General features: G+C 60.3%; 12 protein-coding genes. 4 read left to right on the forward strand and 8 right to left on the reverse strand.

The features are described from left to right. Positions 1-60 precede the first annotated feature (60 nt). On the forward strand, positions 61-1,737 hold the full coding sequence (locus tag QBL02_RS04480) for a PucR family transcriptional regulator (protein ID WP_282725151.1): 1,677 nt from the start codon (positions 61-63) through the stop codon (positions 1,735-1,737). A 70-nt stretch (positions 1,738-1,807) separates the two neighbouring features. Here the strand turns inward: QBL02_RS04480 and QBL02_RS04485 are convergent, their stop codons facing one another. Both QBL02_RS04485 and QBL02_RS04490 read right to left on the reverse strand, forming a co-directional pair. Continuing rightward, positions 1,808-2,833, reverse strand: coding sequence for a hypothetical protein (locus tag QBL02_RS04485; protein WP_282725152.1), 1,026 nt, complete (start codon positions 2,831-2,833; stop codon positions 1,808-1,810). Positions 2,834-3,315: 482 nt separating this feature from the next. Next, entirely contained in the window at positions 3,316-3,813 is a 498-nt protein-coding gene (locus QBL02_RS04490) for an Lrp/AsnC family transcriptional regulator (RefSeq protein WP_282725153.1), read from the reverse strand. Positions 3,814-3,938: 125 nt separating this feature from the next. Between QBL02_RS04490 and QBL02_RS04495 the strand changes: the two genes are divergently transcribed. Then, positions 3,939-5,117: a PLP-dependent aspartate aminotransferase family protein gene (locus QBL02_RS04495; protein ID WP_282725154.1), complete on the forward strand. Its 1,179-nt coding sequence runs from the start codon at positions 3,939-3,941 to the stop codon at positions 5,115-5,117. Between the two features lie 12 nt (positions 5,118-5,129). On the opposite strand, the gene QBL02_RS04500 is transcribed toward QBL02_RS04495, so the two are convergent. The 6 genes from QBL02_RS04500 to dnaK all read right to left on the reverse strand — a co-directional run bounded on the left by QBL02_RS04500 (position 5,130) and on the right by dnaK (position 11,059). Beyond that, positions 5,130-5,804, reverse strand: coding sequence for a TrmH family RNA methyltransferase (locus QBL02_RS04500; RefSeq protein ID WP_282725155.1), 675 nt, complete (start codon positions 5,802-5,804; stop codon positions 5,130-5,132). 43 nt (positions 5,805-5,847) lie between these two features. Next, complete coding sequence (locus tag QBL02_RS04505) at positions 5,848-7,020, reverse strand: methyltransferase (RefSeq protein WP_282725156.1); 1,173 nt, start codon at positions 7,018-7,020, stop codon at positions 5,848-5,850. 150 nt (positions 7,021-7,170) lie between these two features. Next, positions 7,171-7,584: a MerR family transcriptional regulator gene (locus QBL02_RS04510; protein WP_282725284.1), complete on the reverse strand. Its 414-nt coding sequence runs from the start codon at positions 7,582-7,584 to the stop codon at positions 7,171-7,173. Between the two features lie 34 nt (positions 7,585-7,618). Further along, on the reverse strand, positions 7,619-8,599 hold the full coding sequence (locus QBL02_RS04515) for a DnaJ C-terminal domain-containing protein (RefSeq protein ID WP_282725157.1): 981 nt from the start codon (positions 8,597-8,599) through the stop codon (positions 7,619-7,621). Further along, entirely contained in the window at positions 8,592-9,209 is a 618-nt protein-coding gene (locus QBL02_RS04520; protein WP_282725158.1) for a nucleotide exchange factor GrpE, read from the reverse strand. The genes QBL02_RS04515 and QBL02_RS04520 overlap by 8 nt, the downstream gene beginning before the upstream one ends. Positions 9,210-9,211: 2 nt before the next feature. Next, entirely contained in the window at positions 9,212-11,059 is a 1,848-nt protein-coding gene (gene dnaK, locus QBL02_RS04525) for a molecular chaperone DnaK (protein WP_282725159.1), read from the reverse strand. Positions 11,060-11,320: 261 nt separating this feature from the next. Between dnaK and QBL02_RS04530 the strand changes: the two genes are divergently transcribed. Together QBL02_RS04530 and QBL02_RS04535 are read left to right on the forward strand one after the other, a co-directional pair. After that, the gene (locus QBL02_RS04530; RefSeq protein ID WP_282725160.1) at positions 11,321-12,736 is read left to right on the forward strand and encodes an MFS transporter; all 1,416 of its coding nucleotides are present in this window, start codon (positions 11,321-11,323) and stop codon (positions 12,734-12,736) included. Between the two features lie 79 nt (positions 12,737-12,815). Next, positions 12,816-14,102, forward strand: a complete 1,287-nt coding sequence (locus QBL02_RS04535; RefSeq protein ID WP_282725161.1) for an AAA family ATPase — start codon at positions 12,816-12,818, stop codon at positions 14,100-14,102. The last annotated feature ends 72 nt before the right edge of the window (positions 14,103-14,174 follow it).

Genomic DNA, 14,174 nt, shown 5'->3' on the forward strand with positions numbered 1-14,174 from the left:
TGCGCACGGCCAATTCATCTTGAAATACGCGAAATCTCGGACAAATTGTATGATTACGTCATGAGCGCCTCCTTTCAATCCGATTTGCCTGGCGAACCGCGCACAGAGCAGCAACCCCTGCCGACCGTCGCGCAGGTACTCGACCTACCTGAGGTGCAGGCCGGCGCACCGGAAGTTATCGCTGGATCGCGGGGCCTTGACCGCGAGATTCGTTGGGCGCACGTCGTCGCCGGAGCCGGCGCCGCTGAGTTGCTTGATGGCGGTGAACTAGCCCTCACCACCGGCGCCGGCTGGCCGCACGATGCCCGCGCTTTGCGCTCGCTCGCCACTTCGCTCACAGAAGCCGGCGGGACCGGCGTTGCCGCGATCGTCCTTGAGCTGGGCATTGGCTTCACCTCGGCCCCGAGCGAGCTGGTACAGGCGTGCGAATCGCGCGGCGTCCCGCTGATTGTGCTCCACCACGAGGTTCGTTTTGTGCAAATCACTCAGCGTGTACACCAACGCATCCTGTCGGCGCAGACCGAAGCCCTGCAGGCACGCGAAGAGGTTCACAACATGCTCACCGAGCTTGGCCTCAATCGCAGCCCTGTTGATTATGTGGTTGAGCGTCTCGCCGCGACCCTCGGCTGCCCCGTTGTGCTTGAAGACTCCGCACACCAGGTTGTCGCGGTCGCGGTACACGGAGAAGATCCCGTCGAGACCCTGCACCCTTGGAATTCCGACGGCGAGCCAAAGCTACCTGCGGCGAGCGCCCGCGTGCCTGTTGAAGCACGCGGTAATCGCTGGGGATACCTCACAGCCTTGCCAGGACCGGCGCATCCCGCCGGGCGTCGTACCGTACTCGAGCTTGGCGCCTTCGCGCTCGCGCTTGGCCGTCTCGCCGACACCAGTTCTGACCAGTGGCTGCAGCTCGCTTCAAAGCGCGTGTTTGAGGCGCTTCTGAGCGGACGCTACCGCAATGACACCGAACTTGAGGCTCAACTCACTGCTGCTGGATTACCGATCGAGGGGCGGATAATCCTCGCCGCTACCCTACGCGGGACGGGTGACTTTGGGGCGCACGATTCGCTCGCACATGCGATTCTTGAAACCTCCCTTCGACGCGCGGTTGCGCCTGACGGTCGAGTGCTGATTACGGATGACGGTGAGGGCGCTTTGCTGACCCTGATCTCACTGCCAGAGGGCGACCCTCGGCTTGCTTGGGCCGAGGATCGCGACGCACCGATGCTCGCGGTACGGCTTGCCCGCGAACTCGACATGTTGGTGCCGGACACCACCCCAAAAGCTTGGCGTGCGCACCTGGCTTTGGGTGCGGCCGGACATCGCCTTGGCCAGCTTGTGGCTTCACTTGAGCAGCTACGCGCTGCTGGACGTTTAGCACCGTCGTCTGAGGTCGGCCGGGTGACGGTGCAGCAGGCGGAGAGGCAACCGCTTGCTCATTTGATTCGTTCGCTTGCTGGAGCTCCCGAACTACAGCAATTCTCTGCGGATATGCTCGCGCCCCTCGTCGAACACGACCGCATCTCAGGCCCCGGCCATACCGGCGACCTGCTTGTTGTGCTTGCAGCCTACACTGCACATCCGACAAACCGATCGCTCGCTGCGCAGAAGGCAAGACTGTCTCGATCTGTCTTTTACCAGCGCCTCGATCTCATCGAACAATTACTTGCGGTTGACCTCGCTGAGGGGGAAACCATTGCCGCGCTGACCGTGGCGCTGCTCGCTCGCTCTCGATAGGCATTTTCGGCAATGTGCTTGTGGTGCCCCGTCTCATTCCGGCGTTCTGCGTTCCAGACATTGTCAGGCACTACTCGAAGTCCAGGCGCGAGGAGTTGGCCCTACCGGACGGCGATTTTGGGATCGGCACCCCATAGGATTCCAAAAGTTGAGCGAGAGTAATTGGTGTCGCTACGTCCGCATAGCCCCAGCGTACGATTCGCTTTCCGGTGCTAGAGGAGATCCATTCTTCTCTGCGCTTTTCTCGATACACCACCTCTTCTGCACTCAGACCACCGCGCAGAACACTATTGGTGTACTTGCTCTTCCCGTCACACTCAGCAAAAACGCCAAGACCCAAGAGTTCAAAATCAACGAAGTAGTGGCCTCCATAACGTGCTGGCACTGCGACCTGCAACGCCACATCAAACCCGAGACGTCGAAGTTGCAGATGGCTCACGCTCTCAAGAACTGAATCGCACCTCGCATCAGCAAGTTCGCACACTTGTAGGGCCCGTCGAACACCACGGTGTCCGCGCAGAAGTCGAAGTCGAATCGCAAACGCTTCCCGCCACTGTTCGACTTCGTTCGAATCAACGATTCGACCAACTCGGTATTCCTGGCGAAGATAACTGTCAGCCGCAGCAAGAGCAAGCTCGGCGGGTTCGAAACGAGCAAGGTCAAGCAAAGTTCGAAAAGGGCTCGTACACAGTAGTCCATGTACGGAGACAATCTCAGCCGAGTCAATGGGGCACCGATGCCTCACGATTCCTGCTGTGGTTTTCCCCGCTCCAGATTCGGACGTGACAATGTGCACTCGAGTATCCCTCGGCTTATGAACCGAAAGGCCAAGCAAGATCGCGGCTGAGAGTCTGGAGAACACCAACGGCCGAGTCGCCGCTCTCTGAGCGCTCAGCATGGCAGCAAGGTGACGATCCTCGGTTGACAGGGCCGACCAGCGCCGCTTCGGCATGTAACTGCCCCGGTGTAGGCGAACAAGTTCGCCATTGCGGTCAAGCGACGGTCGCACGTGCGGGGAATGCACTCTGTGTTTGGTGTGTCGGCCCGAATCGAGGATCGCCACCAAGATCGGGTCAAGCTTTGGGCTTGAGTTCATGCCTTGAGTTTTGCCGAGGTTGTTGCGAGATGTGGGTTATCCACAGAAGCGGTCACGAATTGCTCGACTTGTCCGTCTGTGAGCGGATAGTGCAAGTCAGACCTGTTCCCTGCCCCACCCCGCTACTGCCCCTTGCTCTCCTCACCGAGGGGATACGTTGTCACCGAGTGGATACGTCGGGGCGACGAAAAACGCGGCAAATATGCGACAACGTATCCACTCGGCGGAAGGGGGGCTGGTGTAGGGAGCAGGAAGGTCGGCGGGAGAGGCAGGAAGGCTGCCAACAGAGGGCAGGAGGGTCGGCGACGGAGGGTTTGTCGCAAGGAAGGAACGGGGGCGAAGAAAACGGAAAACGAGCAGACAAGACGACGGAAGATGACCAGGCAAGACAACGGAAGAGGGCGTGGTGCAGAGGCAGGAGCAGAGGCAGCCAAGAAGACGAGAGGGCAAGAACACGAGCTGCCCGTCCAGCGTAGACTGCGCTAGCTCCCCGCGGTCGGCGTCCAGCCGCCCTCGCGCATGTCAAAGATGATGTGCGTCTCGGTTCCGCGCACTGACGGGTGTACTGTGACGTGGTCGAGCACGAAGGTGCGCAATTGCTCGGCGTCGCGCACGGCCACCGTCACTAAGAAGTCGTAGCGTCCGGTGAGGTTCATGACCTGCAGCACATTGGGTGTCTGCACCATGCTGCGCATGAACCGGTCGACGACCTCGCGAGAATGGCTGCTCAGCACCACCATGATCACGGCGTGCAGCGAATAGCCGAGCTGGTTGTGGTCGAGTTCGAGTCGTAATGGGCGTATTACTGCTGATTCGCGCATGCGTCGCACCCGGTACGCGCAGGTCGATTCGGCGACGTCTAGTTCTGCGGCGAGTGATTTGTTGGTGCGCGTGGGATCGGCGCTGAGCAAGCGCACGATATCGAAGTCAAGTGCATCGAGCGTGAGCGTCTTCTTGCTATCGTTCCGGGGTTCAGCCACCAGTATTCGCCTCCATCAGCAACCCGCCTCTACGTTGATTGGCGGTAGATCAAGTTTTTCAGATAAACATTGATCTTGAAACAAGAGCTATTGGATTTTCTTCGACCGAACAGCAAACTATGCCTATGAACGCCTCGAAGAACGACCTTCCCATGAGCTTTGACACTCTCGCTGTGCACGCTGGCCGCGAAGATCTGACCGCGCTTGGCTTGCACGCCCTGCCGATCGACCTTTCAACGACCAACCCGCTGCCAGACATCGAAAAGGGCGGCGACTCATATGAAGCACTGGCCACTGGCGGCACACCGCCAGAGGGCGGCAGCAATGTCTACGCACGCCTTTGGAACCCGACCGTTGCTCGATTTGAAGCTGGCCTTGCCCAGCTCGAGCACGCGGAGACTTCGGTAGCTTTCGCCAGCGGAATGGCGGCGCTCACCGCCGCACTGCTTGCGTTCACGGCGAGCACTGGTAAGCGGCACGTCGTCGCGGTTCGCCCACTCTATGGCGGCACAGATCACCTGCTCGCGACTGGGTTGCTCGGCACCGAGGTCACCTTCTGCAATCCAGATGAGGTTGCCGCATCAGTGCGCAGCGACACTGGTCTTGTGTTGATGGAGACACCCGCGAACCCAACGCTTGAGCTTGTGAGCATTGCCGATGTGGTGAAGCAGTCGGGCGAAGTGCCGGTCCTTGTCGACAACACCTTTGCAACCCCGGTGTTGCAGAACCCTCTCGATCACGGGGCTGCAATGTCGATGCACAGCGCAACCAAATATCTGGGTGGTCACGGTGACGTGATCGGCGGCGTGATTGCGTGTTCAGAAGAGCACGCGGAAATGCTGCGCCCGATCCGAGCCATCACTGGCGCAATCTTGCATCCGCTCGCGGCTTATCTTTTGCATCGCGGGCTCACCACGCTGCCGTTGCGTGTGCGCGCCCAGCAGGACAATGCTCGCAAGGTGGCCGAGTGGCTCAGCACCCAGGAGTCGGTCGAGAAGGTGTATTTCCCCGGTATGAATGAGGATCCGGCGGGTGTGCTTGGCACACAAATGTCGGGCCCGGGAGCAATGATCTCCATTCGACTCAAGGGCGGGTATGCGGCGGCAGAGAAGCTCACCACTTCGGTCAACATCTTCACTCACGCTGTATCGCTCGGTGGAGTTGATTCTCTGATTGAGAATCCTGCTGCGCTTACGCACCGCCCCGTTGCCGGCGACGCAAAACCCGACGCCGGTCTTGTGCGTATGTCGATCGGCCTTGAGAGCCCTGAAGATCTCATCGCAGATCTCGCTCAGGGTCTCTGAGCTACACCATCTTTACCGTGGGCGCAGCGGCGAGTGCTGCTGCACCCACGAGTACATTGAGACTGCTGCCGCCGCACTCGCGTTGATCGAGCGGGTTGAACCGTACTGGGTGATCTCGACCACGGCTTCAGCGGCGGCGACTGCTTCGTCGGTGAGTCCGGGGCCTTCTTGCCCGAACAGCATGACGCAGCGCTCTGGCCAGTCGAAAGTCTCCATTGGCACACAGCCTGGCACGTTGTCGATCGCGATAATCGGCACGCCCTCGGCTTGAGCCCACTCGATGAGCGCATCAATGTCTTCGCGGTGCTCAACGTGCTGGTATCGGTCTGTGACCATTGCGCCGCGCTTGTTCCAACGGCGACGGCCCACAATGTGCACTGTGTCGGCTCCGAACGCGTTCGCGCTGCGCACGATTGAACCAATGTTCATATCGTGTTGCCAGTTTTCGATCGCAACGTGAAAGGTGTGCCGCTGCTGATCTAGGTCTTCTTTGATCGATTCGGTGCGCCAGTAGCGGTACCTATCGATCACGTTGCGAGTGTCGCCGTGTTCGAGCAGCTCAGGATCGTAGTATGGCTCACTCGGCCAGTCCGCACGTTCACCAGGCCAGGGGCCGACACCGGAGGTGCTGCGTTCGTGGGTCTCGTTGTTCGCCGCTTCGGGTCGAAGATCTGGGCTCGTCGTCACCTAGTTATTCTCGCAGGTGCTGGAGACGTTCAGTGACGCTGGACTACCGCTTCGTCGCAGCGAGCACGGTAAAGGTGCGATCCCGCGCAATCTGCCTGCTGGGACCAATTTCACGCTCGATCAGCGCGCGATACGGCAGGTGCGAGTTGTACACGAGGCGCAATTCTCCGCCGTGAGCGAGCGCCGCGGCAGTGGAGCGGATCAGCCGCTGCCCAACGCCGGCATGCACCGTGCTGCCCGTGTGAAAGGGCGGATTCAGGAGCACCAGATCGGCCCAGCCTTCAGGCACAGCCTCACTCGCGTCGGCGCGCTGCACTTCGACTCGATCCGCGACCCCGGCGGCTTCGGCGGTGAGCCGAGTCGAGGCGACCGCGGCAGCCGACTGGTCGCTCGCAATCACTCGCGCGTCGGCGAAGGTCAGCGCCGCCGCGACCGCAAGCACACCGTTTCCGCAACCAATATCAACCACCTTCGCAGGCGTGGTGGCGGGAGGCTGCGACCGCAGAGTACTCAAGAGCAAACGGCTGCCGTGATCCAGCGTTGCCCCGCCGAAGGTCGCACCGAAGGCGTAAAGCTGAAACGGCACATCTCGGTCACCCGCATGCGTCGGGAACGTTGGATCGCCAAGCGCTTCGGTGTCCTTTGGCCTTCGCACTGTGAGTACTCGGGCTTTGCGCCAGCCACGCCCCGCCGACACCTCGGCAAAGTATTTCGCAAGCGTCTCGTTCATGCCGCGGCTCATGTGTTTGTCGCGACCGCCAGCGAGCACGGTGACATCGGTGTCGGCGTAGCGCGCAATGTTGAAGGAGATTTCTTCGAGTTCAGCGAGTGACTTCGGGAGTTGCAGCAGTACGAGTCTCGCGCCGCTTAGCAGCGATTCTCCCAACTCATGTTTTTCGTAGTGGCTGGCGAGGTCGAGCCGCGCCGCGTTCGCGTCGAGAGCGCGCTCAGAGAGTAGCGGATCTTGGTGCACCCGAACAGCGCTCGCGCCAAGTGCTTTGATCGCGCCGAGGGTGAGGGCTCCGTGCCTGTCTCCGAGTATGACGGTTGCCTCTGCGAGCGACGGCACAGCCGTTTGGCTGTTCAGTGTCTCGTGAGCACGCTCGATCAGCAACAGATCTGCGGCATCAAAGGCCTGCAGTTCTGGAGCGTCGAAGTCGGGTTCGCGCGAAAGTTCGGCGAAAAACGTCTCAAGCTCGTTGATCTGCGGTGTCACCCAAGTATTCTCGCACCAGTTTGTGCGGTGAAACACACTGCTTTTGCCGAGACGCACTCTTATTTACGTTGAAAGCGAGTGTGTCTCGACAAAAAGGGTGTGTCTCGCGAGGGGCGCTGGATCGCCGGGCCGTATCGAAGCAACCAGCGTCTAGCGGCCGTCTGGCCGCCAGACTACAACTTCGGCGCTGCGGCGCAGCCGCGATCCGCGTCGCATGGATATGACCTCACCGGCCTGGCCGGCGGCGAAAACTCGCCGCTCTGGCCGGCTCAGTAGTTCATCTGAAAGGGCACGCTCTAGTTCGCGCACACGATTCTGCAATTGCTGTACTTCGTCTTCTAGGCGAAGCACGCGGCGAATTCCTTCAAGGCTGAGTCCCTCAGACGAGAGTTTCGCCACCTCGCGCAATTGCTCAACATCGCGCAGGGAGTATCGGCGGGTGTTGCCGCTCGTGCGACCCGGCGACACCAGCCCGATACGGTCATACTGGCGCAGCGTCTGCGGGTGCATCTCGGCAAGCTCTGCCGCCGCTGCAATCGCGAAGATCGGAGTGAACCGATCCATCTGTGGTCTTTGCTGCGCCATGACCTACTCTCCTTTAGCCTTTCGCCCTGGCAATCAAATCTGCCCGGGGCGACTCATCTGGCATCTCCGCGTCGAACGCGAGCAACGCCTCTTTTGCTTTGTCGCTAATGTGCGAGGGCACTGCGACCTGCACTTCAGCCAGCAAATCACCGGTTGCCTTTGCCGTGTGCACACCGCGACCCTTTACTCGCAGCACGCGGCCGCTTGGGGTGCCCGGCTGCATCTTGAGCTTGACCGGGTCGCCACCAAGGGTGGGCACCTCGATGGTCGCACCAAGAGTCGCTTCGACGAAGGTGACCGGTAGCTTCACGCGCAGGTTGTGCCCTTCACGTTCGAACACCGGGTGCTTGCGCACATGAACGGTGAGCATCAGATCACCGGCGGCGCCGCCGTTGGGGCTTGGTTCGCCCTTGCCGCGCACGCGAATCCGCTTGCCGTCTTCAACTCCAGCCGGAATCTTGACCTTGACCTGGCCGCTCTGCATCTGCAGCGTTACGGTGTCACCGCGCACTGCCGATTCGAAGTCGAGCGTCGTCGATGCGGTGATGTCACGCCCTGGCTGCGGCCCGCGCGGTGCGCGTGGTCCACCGCCGAACATGCCGCCGAAGAGATCTTCGTAACCGCCTGCGCCACCCTGTTGAAAGGTGAAACGCTGGCCGCCGGGGCCACCGGGCCCACCGGCTCCGCCAAACATACCGCCGAAGATGTCCTCGAAGCCCTGGCCGCCAGCTCCACCCGAGGTGAAGCGAGCACCACCAGCACCCATCGCACGAATCTGGTCGTACTCTGAGCGCTGCTCTTTGTCAGAGAGCACCGAGAAGGCCTCGCTGATCTCTTTGAACTTCGCTTCGGCCGCAGTATCACCCGGGTTTGAATCCGGATGATACTTGCGCGCGAGTTTGCGGTAGGTCTTTTTCAGATCAGCTTCGCTGACATCTTTTGAGACGCCGAGGATCTGGTAGAAGTCCTTCTCAAGCCAGTCTTGACTAGCCATCGGTCGGCACCGCCACAGCTACCTTGGCGGGGCGCAACTCCACCTCACCCAAACGATATCCACGCTCGACAACGTCAAGCACAGTCTGCTGCTCGGTACCGGGGATCGGCAGCTGAGCGATTGCTTCGTGCAGCTGAGGGTCGAAGGCTTCGCCCTTTTCACCGAATCCGATAAGGCCCATTCGCTCAAGCGATCCGCGGATCTTCTGCGCGATGGTTGCGAAAGCGCTGCCCTCTTCAAGATCACCGTGCGCTTCGGCGCGGTCGAGGTCGTCAAGCACCGATAGCAGTGGCGTTACAGCCGATGCTTTTGCGCGCTGCTTTTCGATTTCGGCGTTTGCCTCGGTGCGCTTGCGGTAGTTCGCGTACTCGGCAGAGAGGCGACGCAGATCTTCGAGGTATGGGTTTGCTGCATCGTCGAGCGGATCAACAGCAGCTTCGGCTTCGCCAGCTTCTGCGTTCGAAGCCTCGCCAGCGGCACCATTCTGATCCTCGCTATGGCCGGAACCGGCTGCCTCTTCAGCAGCCGGTTCGCGGTCAGCAGATGCGGCGGCGCCGCTCTGCTGCGAGTTCAGGATGTCGTCAACAGTCAGATCATCCTTCTCAGCCATGGTTACTTCTTCTCCTCGTCGTCTTCAACAACCTCAGCGTCGACTACGTCTTCGTCGTTGGTTGCTTCTTCGGCAGCGTCTGCTGCGGGAGCTTCAGCCTGTGCAGCTTCGTAGATTGCCTGGCCAAGCTTCTGCTGGCTAGCGTTCAGCTTGTCGAAGGCGGTCTTTACGGCAGCTGCGTCGTCTCCGGCAAGCGCCTGCTTGAGCTCGTCGAGATCGCCCTGAACTTCGGTCTTGACCTCTTCAGGCAGCTTGTCTTCGTTCTCGCTGATGAGCTTCTCTACCGAGTAGGCGAGCTGCTCAGCGTTGTTACGCTCTTCAGCTGCTTCGCGGCGCTGCTTGTCTTCTGCAGCGTGCTCTTCTGCCTCGCGAACCATGCGCTCGATGTCGTCCTTCGAGAGCGTCGAACCACCTGAGATGGTGATGGTCTGCTCCTTGCCGGTGCCCTTGTCCTTAGCCGAAACCTGAACAATGCCGTTGGCGTCGATGTCGAAGGTGACCTCGATCTGCGGGATGCCACGAGGTGCTGGTGCGATACCGGTCAGCTCGAAGGTGCCAAGGTTCTTGTTGTCGCGAGTGAAGTCGCGCTCACCCTGGAATACCTGGATCGCAACCGATGGCTGGTTGTCTTCAGCGGTGGTGAAGGTTTCGCTGCGCTTGGTTGGGATCGCGGTGTTGCGGTCGATCAGCTTGGTCATGATGCCACCCTTGGTCTCGATACCGAGGCTCAGTGGGGTGACGTCGATCAGCAGAACGTCCTTGCGCTCGCCCTTCAGCACGCCGGCCTGCAGAGCAGCACCAACAGCTACGACCTCGTCAGGGTTGACACCCTTGTTTGGCTCACGGCCACCGGTCATCTGCTTGACGAGTTCGGTGACGGCTGGCATACGGGTCGAGCCGCCAACGAGTACAACGTGAGCAATGTCGCCGACCTTTACGCCGGCTTCCTTGATTACGTCTTCGAAAGGCTTGCGGGTGCGCTCGAGCAGATCCTTGGTCAGTTCTTCGAACTTTGCGCGGGTCAGCGTCTCGTCGAGGTTTGCTGGGCCGTTCTCGGTGAGTGAGAGGTATGGCAGCTGGATCTGTGCGCTCATTGAGCTCGACAGTTCCTTCTTCGCCTGCTCGGCAGCTTCCTTGAGACGCTGCAGTGCGATCTTGTCGCCCGATACGTCAACGCCCGAGTTTGCCTTGAACTGCTGGATCAGCCACTCTACGACGCGCTGATCCCAGTCGTCGCCACCGAGGCGGTTGTCGCCAGCGGTCGAACGAACCTGAATGGTCGAGAAGTCGTCGTCTTTGCCTACCTCGAGCAGCGAAACGTCGAAGGTGCCGCCACCGAGGTCGAAGACGAGAATGAGCTCGTCTTCTTTGCCCTTGTCGAGGCCGTATGCGAGAGCTGCGGCGGTTGGCTCGTTGATGATACGGAGCACGTTGAGGCCGGCGATCTCGCCGGCTTCCTTGGTTGCCTGGCGCTCGGCGTCGTTGAAGTATGCGGGAACAGTGATCACGGCGTCGGTGACCTTGTCGCCGAGGTAGGTCTCTGCGTCACGCTTGAGCTTCATCAGGGTGCGGGCCGAGATCTCCTGAGGCGTGTATGCCTTGCCGTCGATGTCGGTGGTCCAGTTGGTGCCCATGTGGCGCTTCACTGAAGCGATGGTGCGGTCAACGTTGGTGACTGCCTGGCGCTTTGCGGTCTCACCAACGAGCACCTCGCCGTCTTTGGTGAAGGCGACGATCGATGGAGTGGTGCGGAAGCCCTCTGCGTTTGCGATAACGGTGGGCTCGCCACCTTCAAGCACTGAAACAACCGAGTTGGTGGTTCCGAGGTCAATACCTACTGCACGTGACATATGTGGTTCTCCTTGCTGGGTTCGTGTGTCTTGTTACTCAGGCGGGTTGCCCGAAATCTCTATGGCTTAGCTTTTGGGGCGGTGTTCTCGCGGATCTTGCGATCCAACGGTTTGTTATCTTGCGCCCCACAAGTTGAGCCTTATGCACTCAAGTTTAGCTTCGGCTCCACTCAAGTCAAGTTTTGAAAACGAAACTTGAGTGAACTCGACTCAACTCTCAGCATCTATTCAGCGTTACTTGAATCAGATACAGTGACCCCCATGAGCGACACAGCAGCGCAGATACCGGCAGAGGCGCCGGCAGAGAAAACAGTGCCAGGCAAAATCGTGCGGGCATGGGCCCTCTGGGACTGGGCGACTCAACCCTTCAACTCAGTCATTCTGACCTTCGTCTGGGTCTCGCTCTACCTCGTCTCAGACAGTTTCTTGCCAGATGACATCGCCGCCCAGAACGCTGACGGCTCAATCATTTGCTCGCGAAGCGAAGACGCCGCAACCGCGTACTGCCAAGGCTTGTCAGACCTCTCAGCGAACTACGGCTGGATCACCTTCGTAGCCGGCATCTTGGTCTTGGTGCTCGCGCCAGTGCTCGGCCAGCAGGCCGACGCCCGCGGCAACAAAAAACGCTGGGTCGTCGGTGGCACCGCGGCCCTGGCGCTACTGCAATTTGCGCTGTTTTTTGTGCACTCAGACCCGCAGTACTTCTGGTTCGGCGCAATCGCGGTAGCCCTCGGCTCCGTAGTCAGCGAAATTGCTGGCGTGAGCTACAACGCAATGCTGCACGAAGTTTCAACCAAAAAGACCGTCGGCCGCGTGAGCGGACTCGGTTGGGGCCTCGGCTACATCGGCGGCATCGTCGCGCTGGTGATTGTTGTGGTGGTGACACAGCTCAACTGGTTCGGCATGGATGTTTCAGACGGCCTCGCCTACCGCCTGATCGCAGTCGGCGCCGCAATCTGGACCGTCGTCTTCTCACTGCCATTCGTGCTTCGTGTGCCAGAGGCCGCGGCCCGCACCGACCGCCCAAAGGTCGGGTTCTTCCGCAGTTACGCCGTGCTCGTGAAAGACCTAGCGAAACTCTTCCGCGAGCAGCGCACCACCTTCTGGTTCCTGATTTCGAGCGCCGTGTATCGCGACGGACTTGCCGGAGTCTTCGCCTTCGGAGGCATTCTTGCGGCGGTCTCATTCGGCTTCACATCGACCGAGGTCATGATTTTTGGCATCGCACTCAACCTGGTTGCTGGCGTTTCTACGATTCTGGCTGGCCGCCTCGACGACCGTTTCGGGCCACGAGCCATCATCGTCTGGTCGCTGGTGATCTTGATTATCAGCGCCCTCTTTGTCTTCTTCTTCAGGGAACAAGGCAAGATCATCTTCTGGATCGGTGGCATCGCACTCTCGGCCGGTGTCGGCCCTGCGCAAGCTTCAAGTCGCTCGCTCCTCACGCATGTCACTCCCCCGGGCATGCAGGGTGAAATCTTTGGCCTCTACGCAACAACTGGTCGCGTCATGAGCTTCCTGTCACCGTGGCTCTGGGCCGCATTCATTGGCTGGTTCGGTGCAACTCACTTTGGCGTGCTCGGCATCACAATCGTGCTCGTGGCTGGCTTGGTGCTGATGCTTGTACTTGTTCCAGCAAACGCGGGTCGTTCGCGCGCTGGATCGCCAAGCGCCTAACTTCGCTGCCCAAAACCGGGCGCAACTCGGTTGTGCATAACGGCATTGCAAACCGGTGCGGGCGGCTACGATTGAGAGCATGCCAAAAGTCGCCCTGTCTCCCGAGCAGTTGGCGGTATATGAGCGGATCGAGCACACTCGCGAACACGTCTTTGTGACGGGTCGCGCCGGCACCGGCAAGAGCACGATTCTGAACCACCTCTCGTTTCACACGAGCAAGATCATCGCGGTGTGCGCGCCAACCGGCGTGGCCGCATTGAACGTCGGTGGCCAGACGATCCACTCGTTGCTGCGCTTGCCAACCGGCGTGATCGCTGATCACGACCTCGACCAACCAGCAGAGCTTAAAAAGATGCTCGCCGCAATCGACACCCTCGTGCTCGACGAAGTCTCGATGGTCTCTGCCGATCTGATGGACGCGATCGACCGTTCATTGCGCCAGGCTCGTGGGCGCAAACACGATGCCTTCGGCGGCGTGCAGATCATCATGTTCGGCGACCCTTACCAGCTGCCACCCGTGCCGCCGCGCGACCCGCACGAGCGAGCCTACTTCGCAGACAACTATCGTTCGCTTTGGTTCTTCGACGCCAAGGTGTGGCTTGATGCGCCTCTCACCAGCATTGAGCTGATCGAGGTGCACCGCCAGCGCGACGATCGGTTCAAACAGATCCTTGGCGCGGTTCGCTATGGCGAAGTCACGGCCGATATGGCACAGGAGTTGAACGCCGCGGGCGCTCGACCCGCGCCAGAAGACGCGCTTACGCTCGCGACAACAAACGCGACGGTAACCAGGATCAATGCCACACGTCTTGCCAAGCTTTCCGGAGATCCGCTTCGCGCTGTTGCAGAGGTGAACGGCGAATTTCGAGAGAACACGTACCCCGCCGATGAGGTACTCGAACTCAAAAAGGGCGCGCAGGTGATGTTCTTGCGCAACGACCCAGACGGGCGCTGGGTGAACGGCACTATCGGTGTGGTCTCGCGCGTTGAAGGCACCGTTTGGGTCGAGGTGGATCAGGAAGAGTTCGAGGTCGAGCCAACCACTTGGGAGCGTTACCGCTATCGCTACGACGCCGAGACAAAGAAGCTCGAAAAAGAGGTTGTTGCCGAGTTTGAGCAGTTCCCACTGCGACTCGCGTGGGCGGTTACTGTGCACAAATCGCAGGGGCACACCTATGATCAGGCGATCGTCGATCTCGGCCCACGCGCATTTACCGCCGGCCAAAGCTATGTGGCGCTCAGCCGCGTCCGTTCGATGGAGGGCCTGTACCTGGCTCGCCCGCTACAGCCGCGAGACGTAATCGTCGACCCGAATGTGACACGCTTTATGCAGACCGCGCTACGCGGAGAGAGCATCGCGCTCTAACCCGTCGAGCGCTTGTCGAGCGCCCGTCGAGCAGTTCTCCAGGCCCCGCAGCAGCCGCCCCGCCGCCACCCT

This window comes from Leucobacter sp. UT-8R-CII-1-4, assembly GCF_030010235.1.
In the GTDB taxonomy this organism is placed as follows: Bacteria; Actinomycetota; Actinomycetes; order Actinomycetales; family Microbacteriaceae; genus Leucobacter.

What these genes read in the sequence shown, in the direction of transcription:
- QBL02_RS04485 (WP_282725152.1), bottom strand. Translation starts at nt 2,833, where the DNA reads ATGAACTCAAGCCCAAAGCTTGACCCGATCTTGGTGGCGATCCTCGAT.
- QBL02_RS04520 (WP_282725158.1), bottom strand. Translation starts at nt 9,209, where the DNA reads ATGGCTGAGAAGGATGATCTGACTGTTGACGACATCCTGAACTCGCAG.
- QBL02_RS04515 (WP_282725157.1), bottom strand. Translation starts at nt 8,599, where the DNA reads ATGGCTAGTCAAGACTGGCTTGAGAAGGACTTCTACCAGATCCTCGGC.
- QBL02_RS04510 (WP_282725284.1), bottom strand. Translation starts at nt 7,584, where the DNA reads ATGGATCGGTTCACTCCGATCTTCGCGATTGCAGCGGCGGCAGAGCTT.
- dnaK (WP_282725159.1), bottom strand. Translation starts at nt 11,059, where the DNA reads ATGTCACGTGCAGTAGGTATTGACCTCGGAACCACCAACTCGGTTGTT.
- QBL02_RS04480 (WP_282725151.1), top strand. Translation starts at nt 61, where the DNA reads ATGAGCGCCTCCTTTCAATCCGATTTGCCTGGCGAACCGCGCACAGAG.
- QBL02_RS04495 (WP_282725154.1), top strand. Translation starts at nt 3,939, where the DNA reads ATGAACGCCTCGAAGAACGACCTTCCCATGAGCTTTGACACTCTCGCT.
- QBL02_RS04530 (WP_282725160.1), top strand. Translation starts at nt 11,321, where the DNA reads ATGAGCGACACAGCAGCGCAGATACCGGCAGAGGCGCCGGCAGAGAAA.
- QBL02_RS04535 (WP_282725161.1), top strand. Translation starts at nt 12,816, where the DNA reads ATGCCAAAAGTCGCCCTGTCTCCCGAGCAGTTGGCGGTATATGAGCGG.